At 66.1% G+C, this 22,957-nt stretch carries 24 protein-coding genes and 1 pseudogene; 17 read left to right on the top strand and 8 right to left on the bottom strand.

Going from position 1 to position 22,957, the window contains the following annotated elements; genetic code table 11:
• Window positions 1-188 (top strand): annotated as a pseudogene (locus ACPXB3_RS07515) (IS701 family transposase); the annotation flags it as partial.
• Between the two features lie 456 nt (window positions 189-644).
• Here the strand turns inward: ACPXB3_RS07515 and ACPXB3_RS07510 are convergent.
• The 4 genes from ACPXB3_RS07510 to ACPXB3_RS07495 all read right to left on the bottom strand — a co-directional run bounded on the left by ACPXB3_RS07510 (window position 645) and on the right by ACPXB3_RS07495 (window position 4,164).
• A complete protein-coding gene (locus tag ACPXB3_RS07510; protein ID WP_425727258.1) occupies window positions 645-1,643 on the bottom strand; it encodes an NADP-dependent oxidoreductase in 999 nt (332 codons plus the stop codon).
• A gap of 49 nt (window positions 1,644-1,692) precedes the next feature.
• Complete coding sequence (locus ACPXB3_RS07505) at window positions 1,693-2,529, bottom strand: alpha/beta fold hydrolase (RefSeq protein WP_425727256.1); 837 nt, start codon at window positions 2,527-2,529, stop codon at window positions 1,693-1,695.
• Complete coding sequence (locus ACPXB3_RS07500) at window positions 2,526-3,251, bottom strand: SDR family oxidoreductase (RefSeq protein ID WP_425727254.1); 726 nt, start codon at window positions 3,249-3,251, stop codon at window positions 2,526-2,528. Before ACPXB3_RS07500 ends, ACPXB3_RS07505 begins: the two co-directional genes overlap by 4 nt.
• Before the next feature lie 64 nt (window positions 3,252-3,315).
• Window positions 3,316-4,164, bottom strand: coding sequence for an alpha/beta fold hydrolase (locus ACPXB3_RS07495; protein WP_425727281.1), 849 nt, complete (start codon window positions 4,162-4,164; stop codon window positions 3,316-3,318).
• Between the two features lie 174 nt (window positions 4,165-4,338).
• Between ACPXB3_RS07495 and ACPXB3_RS07490 the strand changes: the two genes are divergently transcribed.
• Together ACPXB3_RS07490 and ACPXB3_RS07485 are read left to right on the top strand one after the other, a co-directional pair.
• Complete coding sequence (locus ACPXB3_RS07490) at window positions 4,339-4,959, top strand: TetR/AcrR family transcriptional regulator (RefSeq protein WP_425727252.1); 621 nt, start codon at window positions 4,339-4,341, stop codon at window positions 4,957-4,959.
• A 30-nt stretch (window positions 4,960-4,989) separates the two neighbouring features.
• Entirely contained in the window at window positions 4,990-5,463 is a 474-nt protein-coding gene (locus tag ACPXB3_RS07485; RefSeq protein WP_425727250.1) for a MaoC/PaaZ C-terminal domain-containing protein, read from the top strand.
• Between the two features lie 183 nt (window positions 5,464-5,646).
• Here ACPXB3_RS07485 and ACPXB3_RS07480 read toward each other — a convergent pair whose 3' ends face one another.
• Window positions 5,647-5,919: a hypothetical protein gene (locus ACPXB3_RS07480; RefSeq protein ID WP_425727248.1), complete on the bottom strand. Its 273-nt coding sequence runs from the start codon at window positions 5,917-5,919 to the stop codon at window positions 5,647-5,649.
• 336 nt (window positions 5,920-6,255) lie between these two features.
• Complete coding sequence (locus ACPXB3_RS07475; protein WP_425727246.1) at window positions 6,256-7,743, bottom strand: MFS transporter; 1,488 nt, start codon at window positions 7,741-7,743, stop codon at window positions 6,256-6,258.
• Window positions 7,744-7,930: 187 nt separating this feature from the next.
• Here ACPXB3_RS07475 and ACPXB3_RS07470 point away from each other — a divergent pair, with 187 nt between their 5' ends.
• A complete protein-coding gene (locus tag ACPXB3_RS07470; protein ID WP_425727244.1) occupies window positions 7,931-8,554 on the top strand; it encodes a TetR/AcrR family transcriptional regulator in 624 nt (207 codons plus the stop codon).
• A gap of 16 nt (window positions 8,555-8,570) precedes the next feature.
• Here the strand turns inward: ACPXB3_RS07470 and ACPXB3_RS07465 are convergent, their stop codons facing one another.
• A complete protein-coding gene (locus tag ACPXB3_RS07465) occupies window positions 8,571-9,818 on the bottom strand; it encodes a hypothetical protein (RefSeq protein WP_425727280.1) in 1,248 nt (415 codons plus the stop codon).
• A gap of 155 nt (window positions 9,819-9,973) precedes the next feature.
• On the opposite strand from ACPXB3_RS07465, the gene ACPXB3_RS07460 reads away from it, so the two are divergent.
• The 8 genes from ACPXB3_RS07460 (at window position 9,974) to ACPXB3_RS07425 (ending at window position 18,155) form a co-directional block, all read left to right on the top strand.
• Entirely contained in the window at window positions 9,974-11,239 is a 1,266-nt protein-coding gene (locus ACPXB3_RS07460; protein ID WP_425704393.1) for an aspartate kinase, read from the top strand.
• A gap of 1 nt (window position 11,240) precedes the next feature.
• Window positions 11,241-12,269 (top strand): aspartate-semialdehyde dehydrogenase, encoded by a 1,029-nt coding sequence (locus tag ACPXB3_RS07455; RefSeq protein ID WP_425704392.1) that lies wholly within the window; start codon window positions 11,241-11,243, stop codon window positions 12,267-12,269.
• A gap of 49 nt (window positions 12,270-12,318) precedes the next feature.
• On the top strand, window positions 12,319-13,401 hold the full coding sequence (locus ACPXB3_RS07450) for a fused (3R)-hydroxyacyl-ACP dehydratase subunits HadA/HadB (RefSeq protein WP_425704391.1): 1,083 nt from the start codon (window positions 12,319-12,321) through the stop codon (window positions 13,399-13,401).
• Between the two features lie 24 nt (window positions 13,402-13,425).
• Window positions 13,426-14,121 (top strand): DUF6544 family protein, encoded by a 696-nt coding sequence (locus ACPXB3_RS07445; protein ID WP_425727242.1) that lies wholly within the window; start codon window positions 13,426-13,428, stop codon window positions 14,119-14,121.
• A gap of 38 nt (window positions 14,122-14,159) precedes the next feature.
• Window positions 14,160-14,669 (top strand): gluconokinase, encoded by a 510-nt coding sequence (locus tag ACPXB3_RS07440; protein WP_425704389.1) that lies wholly within the window; start codon window positions 14,160-14,162, stop codon window positions 14,667-14,669.
• A 46-nt stretch (window positions 14,670-14,715) separates the two neighbouring features.
• A complete protein-coding gene (locus tag ACPXB3_RS07435; RefSeq protein WP_425727240.1) occupies window positions 14,716-15,969 on the top strand; it encodes a lipase family protein in 1,254 nt (417 codons plus the stop codon).
• A gap of 83 nt (window positions 15,970-16,052) precedes the next feature.
• Complete coding sequence (locus tag ACPXB3_RS07430; protein ID WP_425727279.1) at window positions 16,053-17,426, top strand: hypothetical protein; 1,374 nt, start codon at window positions 16,053-16,055, stop codon at window positions 17,424-17,426.
• Between the two features lie 72 nt (window positions 17,427-17,498).
• Complete coding sequence (locus tag ACPXB3_RS07425) at window positions 17,499-18,155, top strand: hypothetical protein (RefSeq protein ID WP_425704387.1); 657 nt, start codon at window positions 17,499-17,501, stop codon at window positions 18,153-18,155.
• Between the two features lie 17 nt (window positions 18,156-18,172).
• Here the strand turns inward: ACPXB3_RS07425 and ACPXB3_RS07420 are convergent, their stop codons facing one another.
• Window positions 18,173-19,231, bottom strand: a complete 1,059-nt coding sequence (locus ACPXB3_RS07420; RefSeq protein ID WP_425727238.1) for an isopenicillin N synthase family dioxygenase — start codon at window positions 19,229-19,231, stop codon at window positions 18,173-18,175.
• A gap of 311 nt (window positions 19,232-19,542) precedes the next feature.
• On the opposite strand from ACPXB3_RS07420, the gene ACPXB3_RS07415 reads away from it, so the two are divergent.
• From ACPXB3_RS07415 to ACPXB3_RS07395, 5 genes are all read left to right on the top strand, one after another.
• Window positions 19,543-19,950: a Fur family transcriptional regulator gene (locus ACPXB3_RS07415; RefSeq protein ID WP_425704456.1), complete on the top strand. Its 408-nt coding sequence runs from the start codon at window positions 19,543-19,545 to the stop codon at window positions 19,948-19,950.
• Window positions 19,951-19,990: 40 nt separating this feature from the next.
• The gene (locus ACPXB3_RS07410; RefSeq protein ID WP_425704385.1) at window positions 19,991-20,422 is read left to right on the top strand and encodes an organic hydroperoxide resistance protein; all 432 of its coding nucleotides are present in this window, start codon (window positions 19,991-19,993) and stop codon (window positions 20,420-20,422) included.
• A gap of 46 nt (window positions 20,423-20,468) precedes the next feature.
• Window positions 20,469-20,948 carry a Dps family protein gene (locus tag ACPXB3_RS07405; protein ID WP_425704384.1) on the top strand — a complete coding sequence of 160 codons (480 nt, stop codon included), beginning with the start codon at window positions 20,469-20,471 and terminating at the stop codon, window positions 20,946-20,948.
• 100 nt (window positions 20,949-21,048) lie between these two features.
• Entirely contained in the window at window positions 21,049-21,612 is a 564-nt protein-coding gene (locus ACPXB3_RS07400; protein WP_425727236.1) for a histidine kinase, read from the top strand.
• A gap of 607 nt (window positions 21,613-22,219) precedes the next feature.
• Window positions 22,220-22,957 carry an ATP-binding cassette domain-containing protein gene (locus ACPXB3_RS07395; RefSeq protein WP_425704455.1) on the top strand — a complete coding sequence of 246 codons (738 nt, stop codon included), beginning with the start codon at window positions 22,220-22,222 and terminating at the stop codon, window positions 22,955-22,957.

The following is a 22,957-nucleotide window of genomic DNA, read 5'->3' as shown; positions in this document are numbered from 1 at the left end:
CCCTCGAGCACCGCAATCCTCAACTAATCCGCTTGAGCGTCAACGAATTCCGTCGACTGTTCATCACGCTCATCCTCACCCCACTCCACACCAGCGCCAACAGCATCCTGACCTGGTCACTATGGAGACGCAAACATCAACAACGAGCCCGCCAATGCCACCAAAAACGCAGGTCATCACCACAATGACCGCAAACTACGGCTGTAGTACTAGTGGAGGTTAGTGGGGACTTTCTCATGGCCATTCGCAGTGATTCGCCTCCTGCGTTGCCCAGCACACCCGGTCCGTCCGCCCCATCGAGCGCAGCAGGCTGTATTGCTCACAGGCCTCCGTCATCGGCGGCGCGTTGTAGTGAGATCCTCTGTGCGAGTGCATGTTCACGCCTATTGTCTGACCGTTCATGGCGCGTTCACTGCAGGTCAGATAGATCCGCGATAGTGGTCGGCGGTGAGAACGTGCGCGGACTGATGCCGGCCAAGCCGTGCTCGGGAATGATTCTGGCGACGATCTTTTCTGTCACACAAAGTACCGCGGGCACGCAGTTCGGCGGTGATCCGCGGTGATCCGTAACGCCACGAGAGTCTTCGTGGATCGCCCGCTATGTCTTACACGCTCGCACCGGGATCATTGGGCCTTGTTCGGCGTCAGTTGTGGGCGATGACGACTTTGCCGCCGGATGTTTTGCCTGCGTCGACGTAGTTGATCGCCTCGACGGTTTGGGCGAAGGGGTAGGTGGTGTCGATCACCGGCCGTAGGTTCCCGTTTTCATAGAGGCGGGCCAGGTTGCACAGCTGAGGACCATCGGCTTGCATGAAGAAGAACGAGTAGTCGACGCCGTGCTTCTTTGCTTGCTTGCGTACTTTTCGGCTGAGCAGCGAGAACACGATCGCGAACAGTGCGGGAGCGCCGAGTTGTTTGGCGAAACCGGCATCGGGTGGTCCGGTGACCCCGAGGGCCAGTCCGCCGGGTTTGAGTACGGTCAGGGTCTTGAGGAGGTTGTCGCCGCCGACGGCGTCGATGGCCAGGTCGTAGTCGGAGAGCACGTCGGTGAAGTCGGTTGTGGTGTAATCGACCACGACGTCGGCGCCGAGGGACGTGACGAGTTCGGTGGAATGGGTTCCGGCAGTCGTGGCCACATGCGCGCCGAGGTATTTGGCGAGCTGGATGACCGTCGAACCGAGTCCGCCGGCACCGGCGTGGACGAGTACCTTCGATCCTGGTCCGACGTGGCCTTTCTCGACCAGGATCTGCCATGCGGCGAGTGCTACCAGGGGGACTGCCGCCGCTTCCTCGAACGTCAGGTTCGAGGGCTTGTGTGCCACGTCGCTCGCGTCGATGGCGATGAACTCGGCGAAGGTACCGATGCGCAGATCTCTCGGACGAGAGTAGACCTCGTCACCGATGGCGAATTCGGTTACCGCACTGCCGACCTCGGTCACGATCCCTGCGACGTCGTGGCCCAGGATCAGCGGGAACCGGTACCTGAGTACTTGCTTGAACTGGCCGTTGCGCACGAGTGTGTCGAGCGGGTTGACACTCGCGGCAACGACTTTGACCAGTACATCGTGCGGTCCTGCCACCGGGACGGGCATCTCGGCGGCGTGGACGGGGCTTTTGTAGTTGTCGATGACGAACGCTTTCACGGAGTCCTATCCTCTCGTGTCGGACGGTTGGTTCCGGCGAGGCGGATTATCAAGGCGCGCCAAGGAATTCAAGAATCTCGGGAACGAACTCGTGGTGGTACTGGAAGACGCCCGCGTGACCAGAATCGGGGTAGATGATGACTCGCGCATCGCGGATGCGGTCGGCGAGTTCGATCGAGTGCTTGCTGGCAACCATCACGTCCTTGTCTCCGTTCGCCACCAACGCGGGCTGGGTGATCACCGACAGGTCGTCTGGTGTCGCCTTGCCGCCGGCGACGATGGCTCGCAACTGTGCCAGACGGGCCTGCATCGAGATCTTCTTGTCGCGATCGCCGCGGCGTTCGGCGAGGCGATCGAAGTAGGCTGCGGCAGCCTTCTTTCCCCCGGGAGTTCGGGGAAAGAAGAGAAAGTGACGGGGGTCCTGACGGCTGAGTGCCGCTTTGAGGTATCCGGCGCCGACGATGCGAGCCATCTTGTCGATGCCACCGCCGCCGCGAGGTCCGGTACCGGTCAACACGATTCGCCGGACGAGTTCGGGCGCCTTGAGAGTCACTACCTGGGCCACACCCCCGCCGAGTGAGAAGCCGAATAGGTCGACCTTCGTCAAACCCAGCGTCTGTATGAACGCGATTGCATCAGAGGCCATCTGATCGATGGTGGTCGGAACCTTGGAGCCGGTACCTCCGACGCCGCGGTTGTCGAACGCGATCACCCGATGCTGGGCAGCGACCCCATCGATGACCCGCGGATCCCAGTCATCGAGGGTGGCGGTGAAATGGTGTAGGAACACCACCGGCACAGCATCTCTGCGTCCTAGTTCGCGGTAGACGAACCGGACTCCGTCGACATCGATGCTCTTGGTTGGCACGTCTTTCCATGTGGTCACGATGTTGCTCCTCCCGAGTTCGTGCGCAGGCCCGGGTACATGTCGTCGATGGACCTGCTGAGTCCGGCTTTGGCGGCTCTGGTGAGGTCGTCGCCGATCACCTCGTACCCGTCAGCGGCGACGGTGTCGTAGATCTGTGCGACCAGGTCCGCAGGCGCCAGTTTCGGGCCCTGAGCATGGGTAGCCATTGCGGTGTCCACGTAACCCATGTGGACACCGACAACGTGCACACCCTTCGGTGCGAGCTCAAGACGCAGCGCGTTGGTCGCCGCCCACAGTGCTGCCTTCGACGCACTGTAAACACCTCCGGAGGCGAACCAACTGAGCACCGAGTGGATGTCGATGAGAACCGGATTATCGGCAGCCAGCAGGGTCGGGGCGAACGCTCGTGCCAGTAGGACCGGGCCGAAGAAGTTGGTCTCCATGTTCGCGCGCAGGTCGACTTCGGGCAGGTCGATGAGACTGGAGACCGATGGCGACGCGCCCGCGTTGTTGATGAGTACCGAGACATCTGGCGCGGCGGTGACGGCGGCGGCGATGGACTCGGCGTCGGTGACATCCAGACGTAACGCGACGATTCGTTCATCGTCGGATCGACGCGGTGACCGCGCTGCGGCGTACACCTTTGCCGCGCCGCGTTCGAGCGCCTGGGTGACGAGTTCTTGTCCTATGCCGCCGTTGGCGCCGGTGACGAGTACCACGGAGTCTTGGAGAGTGGGCATGAGGGTGGCTTCCTGTAGGCGGGTCGGCATGCGTGGCGCCGACGGGGCGGTGTGGTGGTGGCGCTCAGGCCGCGAGGAACTCCAGCGACGTCGCGACGAATCGGCGATGTTCCTGGAAGATCCCGCCGTGTCCGGCGTCGTGGTAGATCCGCAGCGTCGCGTTGGGGAGCCGGCCGGCGAGATCGTGGGAGTTACTCGTGGGCACCATGCGGTCGTCCTCGCCGTTGACCACCAGCACCGGTTGGGTAATCGTGCTCAGATCGGCCGGCGCGTGTGTGGCCCACTTGTGGATTGCCCGCAGCTCGGTACGAAACACCTTCAGCGACACTCCATCATCGCGGTTGTCGGTACGTTCCCGCAGTCGCGCGATGAACTCCCGCGACTGCGCCTTGCCGTGTGCGGTGCGGGTGAAAAAGAGGTTCTGCTTCGGATCCTTGCCTGTCAGCACCGCCTTGATCGAGTCGGCATACGTCACCCGCGTCACCTTGTCGATGCCCTCGCCGCCCGCGGGCCCGGTACCGGCGAGGATGACCTTGCCGACCAGCTCGGGCCGCAACGCGACGATAACCTGAGCAATAAAGCCGCCCATCGAGAACCCGAGCAGGTCGACCTTCGCAAAGCCCATCGCATCTATGAACGCAATGGCGTCGGCCGCCATCGCCTCGATGGTGTCGGGGGTGGTGCCACCGGACGCGCCGACACCTCGGTTGTCGAACGCGATCACGTGGTGGCCGCCCGCAATACCGTCGGCCACCCGTGGGTCCCAGTTGTCGAGGTTGGCCGCGAGGTGGTGCAGAAACACCACCGGCACGCCGCCCGTCGGACCGTAAGCACGGTAGGCGAATTCGGTGTCCGCAACCGAAATGGTGCGAGTCGGGACCGTAGCCCACGAAACCGCCGGTCGGCCGACTATCGAACTCTCGCGATTGTTGCCCTGATCACGACTGCTCAAGGGATTCCCTCCAGAGGTCGGTGTAAACTGATCGGTGTACCAACCACCGTAGGCGGTGGCTCAACAGCTGTAAACCGATCGGTGTAAATTGTTCGGAGATCCCATGCACACCACGCGATCCGTGACAAAGAGACCATGACGACGACACGCCCCGTCGACGCGGCGATGCATCGACCCGCCCCCCGGGACCGCATTCTGGCGGCGGCCACGGGGCTGTTCTATGTCGAGGGGATCAACGCCACAGGCGTCGAGACGATCGCGTCCGAGGCGCACGTGTCCAAGAGGACGCTGTACAAGTACTTTCCGAGCAAGGTGGCATTGGTCGAGCAGTATCTGACCCATCTGCGCGAGATGGTTGTGGATCCCCGTGACGCACAGGGTGACGGGCCGCGCGAACGGTTGATGCAGCTGTTCGCAGTTTCGCGCTCCGGCGACGGGCGGCTACGCGGATGCCCGTTTCACAACGCTGCCGTAGAGGCCGCCTCGGCGATGCCAGAGGTCACCGAGGTCGTCCACACACAGAAGCGTGCCTTCGCCGACGCCATCGTCGACCTGTGCCGGGAATATGGAGCGCGCGATCCGGACCTACTGGGCCACCAGATCGCCCTCCTCTACGAGGGTGCTGCCGCGCTGTCGACATCGCTCAACGACGTCGCGTCCTGGGTGTGCGCGCGAACCACCGTCGAGATGCTGCTCGAATGTGCGCGACCCGACACCAGGTCTACTTCACTCACCGCCACCGCACGTGACCGCTGACCAACACACATGCACGGATAGGAACGCCTCATGAAGACCCCACGACCGATCGCACCGCACGGACTGTGGCTCGACGACATCGCCGAAGGTGCCACCTTCGTCACCGACACCCATACCGTCGAGACCGCGGAGATCCTCGAGTTCGCGCGGCGTTATGACCCGCAGATCTTTCACACCGATCCAGACAGCGCATCGGGAACATTCTTCGATGGGCTCGCAGCGAGCGGCTGGCATGTCGCTGCGATCACCATGTCATTGGTCGTGACCACGGGCCTACCGGTCGCGACCGGCATTGTCGGCGGCGGAGCCGAACTTACCTGGCCCAGCGCCACCCGCCCCGGCGACGTCCTGCGTGTGACTGCCACCATCGATTCGATCAAACGGTCCACATCGCAACCGTCACGTGCCTGGGTGAACCTGACACAGCACACCGTCAACCAGCACGACGAGGTACGCCAAATCACACGACCACGAATTCTCATGTGGGACCGACCGATCGGCTGACCGCCGAGTAGGCCATCGCGTGTAGGGCGCCTGAGGTGGACGCTGGAAGCCAGGTCCATCCGCTCGGGGTGGCGGTGTAGTCCTCGAAGCGGTGATCGCCGAAGGTCTCGAACGAACGGCGCTGCAGGATCAGATACTCGAGAACACTCAGCCCGCTTCGGTCGTGCTCACGAAGCGCCCGGGTCAGTGCTGGAAGCGGTCAACCCTGCGACAGTCAGCGATCTCTTCGTCGAGAATGATCAGGTTGGGGCCGCCGGGTCGACCCGCGGCCTCGGGCGCAACGTCGCCGACCGCACTCGCCTCACCGCCATACGATCCGAGCTCCACGATCGCGTCGCGTTGTGCCCGTTGCTGTTCGACGGCGGGGAACGCGAACGCGCTTTGGCCCGCGGTCAACGTCACGGGCTCGGCAGCCTGACTGTCAGCGGACTTCGATTTGTCGGGTCCGGTGTTCATCGATGACGGCCCGTATTTCGGTATTGCGATACAGGGTCGCGCGACCGATAGTTGTGGTCGGTCGGCGGTCAGCGGACCGAGTCGGATGGAAGAATTCCGCGGAATCTGCATTCCCTAACTACAAATTCGATGTCGAAGTCAGCGAGGAATCTTATGGAATGGGTGTTTCTCTGTGGCGTATACGAGGCGGGCCCTGTGGCGTGAGGATGAAAGCTCCTACACCACCAGCCGGACATCAACAGGACCCATCGGGGCTCCGGAAAAGTCGATGTGAAGGCACTATTCTGGTCGTTCGGTAGTCTCCAATCGGTCTATGACGGAAGAATGTACTGCCAACTACGCCACCTCGACCGACGCCGCGTCGACGGCCGCTTTGCGTTCGCCTTGGGTGAGGGCCATGAGGACGCCGCCCGCGGTGAGCAGGATCGCGGCGGTGAGCACGGTGACCGTCATGCCGTGGGCGAACGTGGCGTCCGACGGACGCAAACCTCTTGTCGCGGCGCCGAATACGGCGACCATGATCGCGAGACCCACGGTGCCGCCGAGCTGCTGGGCGGTGTTCACTAATCCGGATGCGGCGCCCGCGTCGTCGGGATGTACTCCACGCAGCGAGGCGGTGGTCAAGGAGAGGAACGCCATGCCGCCGCCCGCGCCGACGAGGATGAACGGTCCGAGCAACGAGAGATACGCCGAATGTGCGTCGAGCGTGCTGAGCCAGAACAGTCCGCCGGCCGCAGCCCCGAACGCGATGAGCAACAGTGTGCGGGTGCTCAGACGCGTCACGAGGTAACGCGCGCTCAGCTGGGAGGCGCCGAAGGTGGCGGCGGTCATCGGCAGGTATGCCAGTCCGGTCTCCAGCGGGCCGTAGTGCAGCACCTCCTGCATGTACTGGGTGAGGAAGAACATCATGCCCATGAAGCCCGCGACCATGACCAGCCGTCCGGCGAAGGCGGCGCTGCGGGGTAGCGACGCGAACAGACGTAGTGGCGTGATGGGTTGCGCCGCATTGCGTTCGGCGTATACGAAGCCGACGATCAGAAGCGCGCCGAGGACCAGGGAGGTGATGGCCATGGTGCCCGTCCAGCCGTGTTCGGCGGCGCTGACCAGGCCGTAGACGACGGCGCCGACGCCGGCGGTGGACAACAGCGCCCCGGGGAAGTCGAAGGAGCCACGCTCACGGTCGGTGCGGGGCAACGACACCGCGCCGGCAATGGCCACGACGACCCCGATGGGGAGGTTGACGAAGAAGACCCACCGCCAGTCCAGCCACTGCACGAGTGCGCCGCCGGACACCAGCCCCAGCGAGAATCCGCCGATGGAGACCGCGGTGAACAGCGCCAATGCCCGGGTGCGCTGCCGGCCCTCGGAGAACCGCGTCATCAGCAATGCGAGTGCGGCCGGGGCCGCGACCGCGGCGCCGACGCCCTGCAGAGTGCGCGCCACCAGCAGCATCGTCGAATCGGTGGCCAATCCGCCGATGGCCGACGCCGCGACGAACACGCCGAGGCCGCCGAGGAAGGTGCTGCGCCGTCCGAGGATGTCGCCCAGGCGCGCTCCGAGCAGCAGCAGACCACCGAACGTCAAGGTGTACGCGTTGAGCACCCAAGACAGGTTCGACGTCGAAAAGTCCAGTGAGCGTTGGATATCGGGGAGGGCGACGTTGACGATGGTGGCGTCGACCACCACCATCAGCTGGCATCCGAGGACGGCGATGAGTACCAGGACGTCGGTGTTGATCCGTGATCGGCCGAGTCGTGAACGTGCTCGGGTGCGCAGTGACGGGCCGTCGGCCCGGTCGCGTGTCGAGGATGTCGAAATGGACATGAGCCACTCTTTTCCGAGGTTGGCAGGGTGAGCGAAACGGTGGACTCCACATCGGGTGGGAGTACACTCGGCGATGAAACGGAAGCTTCCTCCGATTAATATACGGAGGATTCCTCCGCTTAGCAACAGTCGATGGTGCCGGTCTGTGGATCCGGCACGCTCGGGAACCTTCGTGAGGAGTGGACAAGTGGCTGCCGTGCCCGATGCCCCTGATCCCGATGCCGGTGCTGCCGAGGGCCGCAGAACACTCTCGCGCCGCCCGGTCCGGGCCGACGCGGCCCGGAACTACGACAAGCTCGTCGTCGCGGCCGCCGAACTGTTCCACACCGATGGTGTCGAGGTCGCACTGGACAAGGTGGCGGCCGAGGCGGGGGTCGGCATCGGCACGCTGTACCGGCATTTCCCGAACCGCGCCGCCCTCGTCGAGGCGACCTTCCGCAACTATTCGGACCAGATCATCACCGACGGGTGGCGCGCCCTGGAGTCCGGTCCCGCGGATGCGGCACTGACCGGGGTGTTCGAGGCCTACATGGCGACCGCGAGCACCAAGCGCGGGATGAAGGAGGCGATCCTCGCCGCCGTCGGCGACGAAGCACCTGTCTTCGGCGAGGCGCGCGAGCAGTCCCGCGATCTCATGACCGCAATTCTCGCCGCCGGGCAGCGCGACGGCGTCTTCCGCGACGACATCGAACCCGCCGACCTCTCACGGCTGGTCGGCGGCCTGTCGATGACCTGCGTCGCCCAGGACACCGAGGAGACGCGGCGCCGAATGGTCGGACTGGTTCTCGACGGACTACGTCCGCGCACCTGAAGAAGTGGCGACCCGGCTACATCGCGTGCGGATACACCGTCAGCATGTGCGCCCCGAACCAGGCGCTGCCGATGACGATCGGCGCCATCACTGCGACGCCGCCGGCCGTGCGGGCGCGAGCGAGTGCGATCGCCAGGGGGACGAGCAGGACGAACGCGGGCAGCAGCAGACGCGGCCGGCTCATCATCAGGCCGCTGGAGAGCACGATCGACGCGGTGACGAGGACTCCATAGGTCAGTACCGGCCACGGCAGTCGTGCCCAGATCGCCACGCACACGACCACCAAGGTGATGACGATGATCCATGACGTCGCCACCGGCGCCATCTCCTCGGAGTTGAGGAGTTGGTCGTTGACGAAGTCGAATGCGGCCACCCCCCAGTCGAATCGGGTGTCCCAGCCCTGCGTCTGGATGGTGAACCAGCCGGTGGGCGAGCCCGTGTGCGCCCACACGACCGCGAGATAGCCGAGAAAACCGAGCGGGCTCAGCACGACCGCCGCCCACGCGCGCACCGCGCGCCGGCCCGACCACGGCGAGGACCCGGAACCGAAGAGATCGATGAGCGCGGCGAGCATGACCACCCCGATCACGACGATCGCGGTCGGACGCACGGTACCGACCAGGCAGGCACACACCCCCGCGAGCAGCCAGCGTTTCTCGAGCACGCCGATCAGCGCCCAGATACTCAGGGCGCAGAACAGGGTCTCGGTGTAGGCCATGGTCAGGACCACCGACATCGGGGTCGCCGCGAAGAGCGCCACCAGGTAGAGCCCGGTGCGGCGCGGGTCGACGGGCCGTTCGGGGTCACCGGCCAGCAGTGGTGATCGCCGCGTCATGTGGCGCACGCACAGCGCGCCCAGACGTGCGGTGCCGACCGCGGCGACACATCCGAGCAGCACGTTCAGCAGGATCGCCGCGCCGAACGGCGAGATGAACGGCAGGTGGGCGATGGCCCCGACGGCGTAGGGGTAACCAGGGAAAAACGCGTAGGCGGTGTCGCCGGTGTGGATGCCCCGGGCGTCGGTGAGGGATTCGGGCACGCCACCGTAGCCGTATTCGGCGATCGCGAGCATCCACTTGCCGTCCCAGGCCGACAGCGAATCCCGCAGCGCCATCCCGCGCACGACGTCGAATCGGGCGAGCAGTGCGATACCGATGGCCCGGATCAGCAGGAAGATGCCGACGGGTGCGAGCCACGACCGCCAGTCGGGTGCCACCAAGCTCCGACGAGCCGGCTCCTGCGACGATTCACCGGTGCCGCTGATCTGCTCGGCGCGATCGGGCGCACGCGTGGTGGACACGCCAAGGATGGTAGGTCAGCGACCTGTGGAATGGGTGTCGACGGGCGCCGCGAAGCGTCGTCGGTAAGGTTGTTGCGGCAAACACCCGCAATCGCCGACCTTTGCAGGAGGAAACCGACGTGGCACTCGTGGTGCAGAAGTATGGCGGATCCTCGGTCGGCACGGCCGAGCGTATCCGTCGTGTCGCCGAGCGCATCGTCGAGACCAAGAAGCAGGGCAACGACGTCGTCGTCGTCGTGTCGGCGATGGGAGACACCACCGACGAGCTGCTCGACCTCGCCCAACAGGTGAATCCGGCGCCACCGGCGCGCGAGATGGACATGCTGCTCACCTCGGGTGAGCGCATCTCCAACGCCCTGGTCGCGATGGCCATCAGCTCGCTGGGCGCGCAGGCGCAGTCGTTCACCGGCTCGCAGGCCGGTGTGATCACCACCAGCAGCCACGGCTCGGCCAAGATCATCGACGTGACCCCCGGTCGGGTCCGTGCGGCGCTCGACGACGGCAAGATCGTCCTCGTCGCCGGCTTCCAGGGGGTCTCGCAGGACACCAAGGACATCACCACGCTGGGTCGGGGCGGCTCGGACACCACTGCCGTCGCCCTTGCCGCGGCGCTGCACGCCGACGTCTGCGAGATCTACACCGACGTCGACGGCGTCTACACCGCCGACCCGCGGATCGTGGCCGACGCGCGCCGGCTGCAGACGGTCTCCTTCGAGGAGATGCTGGAGATGGCCGCGTGCGGCGCCAAGGTGCTGATGCTGCGGTGCGTGGAATACGCCCGCCGTTACAACGTTCCCGTTCACGTGCGCTCGTCGTACTCGACTAAACCCGGCACCATGGTCGCCGGTTCGATGGAGGACATTCCCGTGGAAGAAGCGATTCTCACCGGCGTCGCACACGATCGCAGCGAGGCCAAGATCACCGTCGTCGGACTCGAGGACCGACCGGGCTACGCCGCCAAGGTGTTCCGCGCGGTCGCCGACGCCGAGATCAACATCGATATGGTGCTGCAGAACGTCTCGAAGGTCGACACAGGCAAGACCGACATCACCTTCACCCTGCCGCGTGAACTCGGTCCGCTCGGGGTGGAGAAGCTCTCCAAGCTGCGGCCGGAGATCGGGTTCGCCGAGGTGCTCTACGACGATCACATCGGCAAGGTGTCACTGGTAGGCGCGGGTATGAAGAGTCATCCCGGTGTCACCGCCACCTTCTGTGAGGCGCTGAGCAACGCCGGCGTCAACATCGAACTCATCTCCACCTCGGAGATCCGGATCTCGGTGCTGTGCCGCGACACCGAACTCGACGACGCGGTACGCGCGCTGCATCAGGCCTTCGACCTCGGCGGCGACGAGGAAGCCGTCGTCTACGCGGGGACGGGGCGCTGACATGGGACTGAACATCGGAGTGGTCGGCGCCACCGGGCAGGTCGGCGGTGTCATGCGAAACCTGTTGGCGCAGCGTAAGTTCCCCGCCGATTCGGTGCGGTTCTTCGCCTCGTCACGATCGGCGGGCAAGAAGCTGCCGTGGGGTGACGGGGAGATCGTCGTCGAGGACGCCGCGACCGCAGACCCGGCCGGGCTCGACGTCGCACTGTTCTCGGCCGGGGCGACCATGTCACGCGAGCAGGCGCCGCGCTTTGCCGCCGCCGGGGTGACGGTGATCGACAACAGCTCTGCGTGGCGCAAAGACCCCGATGTGCCGCTGGTGGTTTCGGAAGTCAACGGTGAACTTGCGGGCAACCCGCCCAAGGGCATCATCGCCAATCCCAACTGCACCACGATGGCCGCGATGCCCGTGCTCAAGCCGTTGCACGACGCGGCCGGCCTGCAGCGTCTGATCGTCTCGTCGTATCAGGCGGTGTCGGGCAGTGGTCTGGCCGGCGTCGACGAGTTGGCCACGCAGTCCCGCGCGGTCATCGATGATGTCGAGAAGTTGGTCTACGACGGCTCGTCGGTGAACTTTCCGGCCCCGAAGCAGTACGTGGCGCCCATCGCCTTCGACGTGCTGCCGCTGGCCGGTGCGATCGTCGACGACGGTTCGGGTGAAACCGACGAGGACCAGAAGCTGCGCAACGAATCCCGCAAGATCCTCGGGTTACCCGAGCTGCTGGTGAGCGGTACCTGCGTACGGGTGCCGGTGTTCACCGGGCACTCGCTGTCGATCAACGCCGAGTTCGAGCGGCCGATCTCGCCGCAGCAGGCTTACGAAATCCTTTCTCGTGCCATCGGAGTGGAGGTCGTCGACGTGCCGACCCCGCTGGCTGCAGCGGGCAAGGACAATTCACTTGTCGGTCGTATCCGCCAGGACCAGGGCGTTCCGGAAGGTCGCGGTCTGGCGCTGTTCGTCTCCGGTGACAACCTCCGTAAAGGCGCGGCGCTCAACACGATTCAGATCGCCGAACTGCTCGTTCGGTGAGCTCATAGTCCAGCGATACCCGTACAACCCCCTGATTGGTGATGTGACGATGACAACCGACTCCCCGGCAACCGCAACCGATTCCGTGACACCGGATGCCACGCCGACCGGGCCCGGCGGTGCTCCGTCGCTCGATTCTCGGGTGGGGCACTACTACCGACTCGATGCGCCCTATCTCGTCGGACGCGAGAAGGTACGCGAATATGCGCGCGCGGTGCAGGACTACCAGCCCGCACATCGCGACGTGAATGCGGCTGCGGCGCTGGGTTATTCGGGGCTGGTGGCACCGTTGACGTTCACCTCCATCCCGGCGATGGTCGCCAACCAGGAGCTCTTCGAGTCCGTTGTCGTCGGTTACGAGACCTACGTGCAGACCGAGCAGGTCTTCGAACAGCATCGACCCATCGTCGCCGGCGACGAACTGCGCACCGATGTCGAGCTCTCGTCGGTCCGGCGGGTCGCCGGCCGCGACCTCGTCACGGTCACCAACACCTTCACCGATACGAGCGGCGAGGTCGTGCACACCATGCACACCACGGTCGTCGGGGTGACCGCCGAAGAGGTGGACCCGTCCATCGCGACGGCCGTGCGCAGCATCCTCGTGCACGACGTGAACCTGACCGCCGCGCATGAGGCGGACACCGAATACCACAAGACGGTGCGCCCGGACGGCGAGCCGCGGATCTCGACCGGGACGATCGCACGCACACCGGGATCGCTGAACTTCGACGACCTCTCGGTCGGTGAGGAACTGCCGACCCGGCACGCGCGCCTCTCCCGTGGCGACCTGGTCAACTATGCCGGGGTGTCCGGCGACAGCAACCCGATCCACTGGGACGAGTCGATCGCCAAGCTGGCGGGGCTGCCCGACGTGATCGCGCACGGCATGCTGACCATGGGGCTCGGCGCCGGTTTCGTCTCCGCGTGGTCGGGCGATCCGGGTGCGGTCACTCGCTATTCGGTGCGGTTGTCGCAGGTTGCGGTGGTGTCGGCGCAGGGCGGCGACATCGAGTTCAGTGGCCGGATCAAGTCGCTCGATCCCGAGACCCGGACCGGCGTCGTGATCATCGTCGCCAAGTCCGCCGGGCGCAAGATCTTCGGGCTTGCCACGATGAACGTCCGCTTCGCCTGAGGCGCCTGTTCTAAACTGACGGCCATGGCCGCCGCCTTCGAACTCGCAATGCTCGACGGGGTCGAGGAGCCGGTACGGCGCTACCTCGCACATGTGGTGGCGCCGGGGGCGCAGCTCTCGGCGTCGTGGACGCTGACCATGACCGGATCGATTCGGGTCCGCGCGCGGCTCCGGTTTGCCGCGCGGCAGGTTCTCGACGGCGCCTCGTTCACGTGGCGGGCGCGGGTGCCCTCGAACCGGTTGCGGCCCTTGGAGGTCACCGACTTCTATCGCGGCGGTACGGGCGGGACGAGTGGCCGGCTCCTGGGTCGGCAACTCTTTGCCGATACCGGTCCGGACGTCACCAGGTCGGCGGCCACGCGCGCCGTCATGGAATCGACCATGGTGCCGGCCACGTTGCTCCCGCATACCGGGGTGCGGTGGGAAGTATTGTCGGAGAACGCTATCCGATTTCGTCGTCCCGAGGTCGGGGACGCCGAGCCGGTCACGGTGAGTATCGACGCCCTCGGGCGTCCGGGCCGCGTCGAGGCCTTGCGCTGGCGTGCGGACAAGAATCGTCCCGGACGTCTCGTGCCCTTCCGCGCCACGCTCTCCGGCGAGCGCGCCTTCGCCGGAATCACGGTGCCGGAGAAAATCATTGCCGGCTGGGTCACCGACGACCGGTTCGAGCCGTTCTATATCGCCCGGTTCGCGCAGGTGTCACCGGGTGCCGACCTGTGATGAGTGTGGAGCCGACACCGGCGAGGGGAGGGATTGCGGTGGGCGTGCCGATCGTGGTGATGGGGGTCTCGGGTTCCGGGAAGTCCACGGTGGGAAGGGCATTGGCGCAGCGGCTGCGAGTACCTTTCGTCGACGCCGACGACCTCCATTCCCGCGCGAACATCGAGAAGATGGCTGCCGGGCATCCGTTGACCGACGCTGATCGCATGCCGTGGCTCGACGACCTCGGGGCGTGGCTCGCCGCGCATCCCGCAGGCGGGGTGATGAGTTGCTCGGCGCTCAAACGGGCCTACCGCGACCGGCTGCGCCGGGCCGCCCCCGGCGCACTGTTCCTCCATCTCGACGGGCCATTCGAGGTGATCGCCCGGCGGCAGGCATCGCGGCCGGGCCACTTCATGCCTGCGTCGCTGCTGCGATCGCAGTTCGAGGCACTCGAGCCCCTTGGTTCTGATGAACGCGGAATGATCATCGACGTCGATCAGAGTGTCGACGCCATCGTCGACGAGTTCGTCGCGAAGTCCACCGGCGAGAACACCGACCGGTCATGAGCCCTGGGCCATGCCATGACTCGTCTGTGAGGTAGCTTACGAAACCATGAGACGAATTTGGGGATTCATTTCAGTAACCGTGACCGTGGGCGCGTTGGCCGGTACCGGCCTGGGCCTGACGGCGCCGTCGGCACAGGCCGCCGACTTCTACACACCACCGGCGCACTTCGCGAGCGCGCCGGGTTCGATCATCCGCAGCGAGCCGTCGCCGCTGCTGCTGCAGGTCCCGGGCATCCCGAACCAATGGCCGGGCACCGCCAAGCGGATCATGTACACCTCGACCTACCAGGATGGTTCGCCGGCGCCGGTCACCGGCACCGTCGTCGAACCCACCGCTCCGTGGCGTGGCAAGGGGCCGCGCCCGACGGTGGTCCTCGGACCGGGCACCGTCGGTCAGGGCGATCAGTGCGCCGGGTCGAAGCTGATGAACTTCCCACTGGCGATCGACCCGGCCAAGCCGAGCATCGCGGTGAACTACACCGCCCCGGACATGTACCTGCTGCTCATCAACGGGGTGCGGGTGGCGATCACCGACTACATCGGCATGGGCACACCGGGTGTCCACACCTACGTGAACCGGGCCGAATCCGGACACGCCATGCTCGACGCCGCACGTGCCGCGCTGAAGGTTGCGGGCGCGCCGGCCGATGCGCCGGTGGCGTTCTCCGGTTACTCGCAGGGTGGTGGCGCCGCGGCCTCGGCGGCCGAGCTGGCCTCGACCTACGCACCGAACCTCAACGTGCGGGCCACCTACGCCGGAGCGCCGCCGGCCGACCTGTCGAAGGTGATCGACAAGATCGACGGCAGTTTCATCGCCGGCGGCATCGGTTACGCGATCAACGGACTCGAGGCGCGTTATCCGAAGCTCAAGACCATCGTCGACCGCGAGACCAACCCGAACGGCCGCGCCGCGCTGCGCCGGCTCTCGACGCAGTGCATCGGCGACACCGGCCTGACCTTCGGCTTCCAGCACACCAGTGCCTGGACGCGCACGGGTGAGCCGTTGTCGGCGATCGTCGCGCGTTACCCGGATGCCAAGCAGGTCATCGACGAGCAGCGCATCGGCCGGCTCAAGCCCAACGCGCCGGTACTGCTCGAGGGCGGCATCAACGACGACGTCATCCCGTACGGCCAGGTCGATCAGCTCTATCGCGACTGGCGAGCACAGGGCGCCGACGTCGCGTTGGTGACCAACACGATCCCGCCGATCTTCCCGGGACTGGTCGTCAATCACGCGCTGCCCATGGTCACCACACTGTTGCCCGCCACGAATTTCCTACTCACCCAACTCAATCGGTGACGATGCGACCGACACAGCGGACACGGGCGGTGCGCGTCATCTCGGTGCGCACGGTGTCGCTGATCGCCGTGTTGTTCGCGACCATGGTTCTCGGTGCGGGGCGCGCCGCGGCCGCACCGCCGCCCGACCCGGGTCCGCCGATCCTCGGCCCGGCCGGGACGTCGCTGATGCACGGGGATCTCGCCTCCACCGACTCGACGGGCAACCCCGGTCCCGGGCGCGGTGCGCGGCTGCTCGCGTCCTCGTCGCCCGGCGGCGCGTGTGCGGCGACCTTCGTCGGCGGTGACGCCATGCCGGTCTCGTTGTGTACCCGCTACCTCGGGGGCCCGTCAGCCGGTGGCTACGCGGTGCCGTCGGTGGTGCTCTTCGACCCGGCGACCGCCGCACCGCTGGCCGACGTCGAACTCCGCAAGGGCGGGCTCCTCGGCGGTGTCTACGGGTATCTCGACGGCCGGGACCGGGTCGTCGTCGCCGACGGATCGAATGCGATTCTCTTTGTCGCCCATCGGCGTACGGCCGCCGGCTGGCGAGTGTTCGTCGACGACCGGATCGATCTGTCGCGATCCATCCCGGCCGGCGACGCGGTCACCGGTCTCGCGCCGGACCGTCTGGGCCGCATCTGGTTTGCGACCACACACGGCGTGATCGGCACGGTCGACGCCGCCCGGCAGGTGCGCACCGTGCACCTGCCGGCCGGCGAGGAACTCGGCAACGGGCTCAGCGTCCGTCGCAATGGCGTCTCGGTCCTCACGACACACGCGCTGTATGAGATGTGGGCCGATCCGGGTGGGGCTCCGCACCCGGTGTGGCGGCAGCCCTATGATCGTGGGCCGGCCCGCAAACCCGGCCAGCTGACGTGGGGATCGGGAACGACCCCAACCTATTTCGGCCCCGGCGGCGACGGCTGGGTGGCCATCGTCGACAACGAAGCCGACCGGCCGGCGCTGATCGTGCGGGCCGCCGACTCGGGCCGCCTCATCTGTCGGATGCCGGCGTTCGCCGCGTCCGGGCCGGGCACCGAGAACTCACCGATCGCGTGGGGCGACTCGTTGGTCATCCCCAGCACATACGGCTACCAATATCCGCCGATGGCGGTGACCGGCCCCTCGATTCCGGCGACCGCGGGCTTCGTCGGCGGCTCGACCCGCATCGACGTATCGACGCAGGGATGCCGCCGGGTCTGGGAGAACGGCGACCGGCTGGCGTCGCTGCCGAAGCTCTCGCGTGCCGACGGCCTCATCCACGGGCTGGGCTACGGGCCCTATGTACCCGGTGCGATCCAGCAGACGGGGCCGGTCGACTACGTCGCGACCGACTTCGCCACCGGCCGGCGCGTGGTGACGCGTCAGGTCGGTACCGCCCCCGTCGACGAGCCCCTCGAACTGACGGGCACCATCGCCGCCGACGGTTCGCTGTGGCAGGCGACAGTGGGGCACATGCTCAAGATCGGACGCTGACGCGCGTTCGCCGAACGATGCCGAGCGCCGGGCACGTGGTCTGCCCGTTGCGATGGGTGTCACAATGCGATCATGACCGATTCCACTCCCGAGGAGCCCGACCGCACGCCGTCGCAGGCCGAGCTCGACGCGGAAGACCTCGCGGAACTGCAGCGGACCTCCGCCGACCGGGACCGGGCCAACCTGTATCCGAAGCCGGCCGGTGCGGCCGGACCGCCGCCGCCCGTGCTGGCGCTGCACGCGCGTGTCACGTTCTGGGCCGCGGCCGCGGCCGGGCTGGCGTGCGTCGTCTACGGGGCGATCAACCTCGGCACCATCGGCGACCTGCTGCGCGATCGCATGCTGGCCGACACGGTCACCACGCCGAAGGGTCAGCCGAGCACCTCACAGATCGACACGTTCGCGTCGGTGCTGCCGGTCGCCGGGCTGGTGATCACCGTGCTGTTCCTGATCGGGGAGTACCTCTTCCTGATCGCGGCGGCCAACCACCACAGCCGCAACTGCCGGAACTTCTTCCTGGCACTGGTCGTGTTGAACCTGATGTGCATCCCGGTCGGGCTGGATCTGTTCTTCCGATACCCGAGCCTGTGGTCGGGGACGGTGGTCCTCGGCTGGATTCAGTTCGGACTGCTACTCGTCGCCGCGGTGATGACCCTGCGCCGCGCCGTCGACCGGTGGCTGCCGGAGTCGACCCGGATGCGCCCGAGCAAGATGATGCGAGCCCGCTGAGCGCCGGCACCCGATGGTTATCGGCGAACCTTCGCGTCATCAAAATTTGCCGAAATCCGTTGGGCGATATAGTCGCCCGCGGTGATCGGCGGGTAGGTCCCGCCCGCGCTCTCGATGAGCACGTCGGTGTCGGCCTGCGCGAAGTAGGCGATGGTGTAGCGCGACCCGAGGTCCTCGCCGCGCCGCGGTGGGCGCACCCGGTGGAAGTTCGACGCGAGGACGTCGTCGGACCAGCGCATCAACATGTCGCCGATGTTGCAGGTGATCGCCTCGTCGGAGGGCTCGACGGGAGTCCATGCCTCGCCGCCGGTTTCCGCCCCGGGAAGCACCTGTAGTCCGCGTTGGCCGGTCCGCTGGAACAGCAGGGTGAGCACGTCGAAGTCGGTGTGCGCGCCGGCACGCCAGACGTTCGGGTCCTCGAGCAGCTCGTCGGGAAACGGGTAATAGTGCAACAGCCGAAGGGTGCTCTGGTAGTCGGCAGACTCGGGATCGTGTGCGCGGGTGAAGAAGTCGGGGTCGCGGCCCAGCTTGTCGGCGAAGCAGCCGAGGATGTCCATGGCGAGCAGCCGGCACTTGTGCTCGAAATCCTCGAGGGTCGCGCGGAATCCGGCGAGTTCGTCATCGGCGGGCCACAGACCTTCCATGCGCGGGCGCGTGAACTGGTAGGACTCCTTGCGATCCGGCGTGCCGACCGACGGACGGACCTGGCTGGTGAACTCGTACCCGGCGTTGCGGCCATTCTTGAGGGGATACCGCTCCTTGATCTCGCGCGGCAATGCGAAGAAGCGCTCGGACATGGCAAAGGCGTGATTCACCTCGGCCATGTCGATGCCATGGTCGATGACCTGAAAGAAGCCGATATCGGTTGCCGCCGACCAGAGTTGGTCGCTGATCTCGGCCCGGCGTTCGGCGAAGTCGGCCAGGGAGATGGCGCGGATCTCTCGCTCGGTGGTCTCGGTGCCCGCACCGCCCATCCGGGATTCCCGGGCCAACTCGGCCATGGGGGTGGTTGCGGTCTCGGCTGTCGCCGCGGTGGTGTTCGTCGGTGTGGTGTTCGTCGGCGCGGTGGTGTTCATGGCGTGCTCTCTCGTGGTGATGAGTCGCGTGCGCTTTTCGACGCGGGACGCTGGAGAGAGGCGCGAACCGCGGACGCGAGCAACCGGCTCTTGCCGGCTGCTACACACGATCTCGTGTCGAACACGATACGACCGGTCGGCAAGGTTTGCCATTCGAGCGGACCGGGCAACCAGAAAAGCAAGCCACCGCCAGTTGTCTGGACCCACTCCAAAAACTGGACTCACTCCAGAAAGGGATATAGGGTGAAGCCGTGCACCACACCCGTGATCTCACCGCCGCCGAGTTGCATCGGCAGCTGCGGTCGGCGGGTATGCGTGTGACGGCGCCGCGGGTCGCGGTGCTGGAGATCGTGCACCGCAGTCCCCATTCCACGGCGGACTTCGTCGCCACACAGGTGCGCGAGCATCTCGGTGGCGTCTCGACGCAGACCGTGTACGACGCCCTGCGCACGTGCACCGAGCGGGGTCTGCTGCGCCGGATCGAGCCCGCAGGCTCGCCCGTGCGCTATGAAACCCGGACCGGCGACAACCATCACCACCTGGTGTGTCGCCACTGCGGACGCATCACCGACGTCGACTGCGTCGTCGGTGCGAGTCCGTGCCTGGAGCTCGATCACGACCACGGCTATCTGGTGGAGGAGGCCGAACTCATGTTCTGGGGCCTCTGCTCGCTGTGCCGTGAGACGGTGCCGGGAAGTTCGACAGCACAACCGATCTAGTCCAGGTCGCCGAATCCGGTGGCCGACATAAGGAGCGAAGATGGCAATCGAACCCGCATACCGCATTTCGTCGAAGTCCAGTGGCGGTGGTCGTGACGGCGAGGTGGTGTCGGCCAGCGGCCGGATCGACCTCGACTTGCGGCCGCCGAAGGAAATGGGCGGCAGCGGTGAGGGCAGCAACCCGGAGGAACTGTTCTCCGCGGGCTACGCCGCCTGCTTCCTCGGCGCGCTGCGCGCGACATCCAAGCAGGCCGGGTCACCGGTCCCCGACGAGTCGACGGTGACCGTGACCGTCGGGATCGGCAAAGATTCCGCGGACGGGGGCTTCGGCCTCGTCGTGGACATCGAGGCCTACCTTCCCGGTGTCGACGAGGCGAAGGCCAAGGAACTGACCGAAGGCGCACACGCCTTCTGCCCGTACTCGAAGGCCACCAAGGGCAACATCGACCACAACCTCACGGTCCGCGTCTGAGCGGCGCACGTACCCCATCACGAATCCGGAGAAAAGGAGTCATACCATGGCACCCACGACCCCGATCACCAGCACTCTCAGCGACGAGAACAAACAGGTCACCGGTACGGCATTGCAGGAAACCCTTGTCGATCTGATCGACCTGACGCTGATCGCCAAGCAGGCGCACTGGAACGTGGTCGGCAAGCAGTTCCGGTCGGTGCATCTGGCACTCGACGAACTGGTTGCCGTCGCACGCGAGTTCACCGATTCGGCCGCCGAGCGTGCCACCTCCATCGGGGTCAGCCCGGACGGGCGCGCCGAGACGGTCGCCAAGTCCGCGGGCACCAAGGGCTTCGACGAGGGCTGGACCAAGGACTCCGACGTCGTCGCCGCGATCGTCGCGAACCTCAAGGCCGTCATCGCCGGCCTGCGCAAGCGCATCGACGCGACCGAGGAAGCCGATCCGGTGACCCAGGACCTGCTGATCGCCTTCGCGTCGAAACTCGAGCAACTGCACTGGATGTGGCAGGCGCAGGAGGCCTGACCGCAGTATCCGACCCGACGGACCCCGCCGCACCGGCGGGGTCCGTCGGCGTCTGTGACCTGACGCACGTCGCCGCGAGGCGCGGCGGTAGCGTGTGGGCGTGGCTAACTGGGGACTCATGGTGGGAATCGGCCTTCTGGCCGCAGTCGCCGCGGGCGTTGCCTTCGTCCGCTATCGCGAGCGCGAAACCGAGCGGTTGCACCGTGGGACGTCACTCGCGAACGAGCTGCGGACGCTGGCCGGCGACGACCCCGTCCGGTTGGCCGCGGTCGACGAATACGAGACCTCGATCTATCAGCGGCTGTTCTTCGTGTCGACGGTGTCGCCTCGGGTGCGCAGCGCGGTGTGGTCACTACTGGGGGCGGTACTGGCTGCGGCCGGTGCCCTGGCCACCCGCGGAGATGGCACGTTGCTGTCTGTTGTGCACTGGCTCGCGGTGTTCGGTGCCGCGGTGTTCGGGCTGTCCGTGCTGTTCTTCGTCGGATACGCCGCAGTGCACGCGGCCACCACCCCACGCGTCTCCTTCGCCGAGTCCTACGCCTCTGGTGACGGGGCGGCAGAGCACAAGACGGCAGCCGACGCCGAGGCGACTTCTGGGGCCGCCGATGACGATGCCGGCTTCGATGATGGTGGCGGTGTCGTCGCCGAGAAATCGCGCGACTGAATCATCGGCATCGCTCCGTTGCATTGACTTTGCACGGCAACCGGGGCGAACCGGACACAGAATCGTGACGTCGTATCCGCTCAATTCGTGCCATATTCCATCGGTGCCCGCTCTGAGTTCTCGCCGAAATCCGCTTTATCGTGTCCATTGGTGAGACGACAGCCGCCCCCGAGTCAGGGGCGTGTGACCCGTGCCCGACCGGCATGTGGTCGCCGTTCTCGTTCATAACCTGGCGCCGATGCCCGGCTGACCTGGGCATTGGCGCGTCGACGCGATGTGGCGAACTGTCCGGCTCATGTCCTTCACATCGCTCGGAATGGGCTCGGTGACCGCGCAGGCGGCGTGTCCGTTTCGGCTGAAGAAAAGCGGCCGACGGCTTAGACTGTGCGCGAGTCGTGGCACAAAATTGTTTCGTGTCCGGCGGTGATTGCGGTGAACGGTGATCGGTATTTTTTGCCCTGCAAACAATTCGATCAGTTTGCCACTGGTGGTCAATTTTTGGATCGGTGTGCGGGCGATCGACGCCTCGCGCGCACGCCATACAAGAAAGAGGCAGCGCGCTGTGACAGACCCGGACCCCCTCGGTGATGCGGAGGTGACCGCTCCGATCGCGCGGCCCGACCCCGACACGGCGCACCGGCACGCCGCCACGGAACCCGTCCTGGTCGCCGATGCGATCGAAGTACGTGCTTCATGGGGCCATGTCTTCGGACCGACCAGTTTGACCGTGCGGCCGGGCGGAGTCAGCGTGCTCGTCGGGTCCGGTGGCCGCGGCCGGACCGCGCTGCTGCTCACGCTGGCCGGCCGGATGCGGCCGACGAAGGGAAAGCTCACCTCCTTCGGGCGTACCAACGCCGCGAGATACCTCTTCGCGCGGGCCGCGATAGCCGACATCGACGAGATCGACGGCATCGAGCAGGCGATCCGGGTGCGCGACGTGCTCACCGAGACGCTCCGATGGATGTCGCCCTGGTACAAGTGGGTACCGCAGTCGACCACCGATGACCTCGAACGCATCTGTCGGCCCGTCTTCGGGCCGCACGCGATACCGCCCCTCGACGCCTTCGTCGAGGAGCTGCCCGAATTCTCGGCAACCCTGTTCCGGATAGCCGTCGCCAACGCGCGGCGTCCGCCGATTCTGGTGGTCGGTGGCGTGGATCGGCTCAACCGTGTCGACAGCAGCCACAAGCTGATGCAACGTCTCGTCGACCTGGGCCGTTCGCAGACCATCATCACCGCAGACGTCAACGGCGGTTTCCCAGATCTGCCGTTGCGCGACGTGATTCAGGTTCATCACCTCACCGACAACGAATTCGTCGGGCTCGAACCAGCAGATCGGAACTAG

This window comes from Gordonia sp. DT219 (assembly GCF_049847065.1).
GTDB lineage: Bacteria > Actinomycetota > Actinomycetes > Mycobacteriales > Mycobacteriaceae > Gordonia.
The sequence above is the reverse complement of the archived record's forward strand: the minus strand, read 5'-3'. Positions and strand labels throughout refer to the sequence as shown.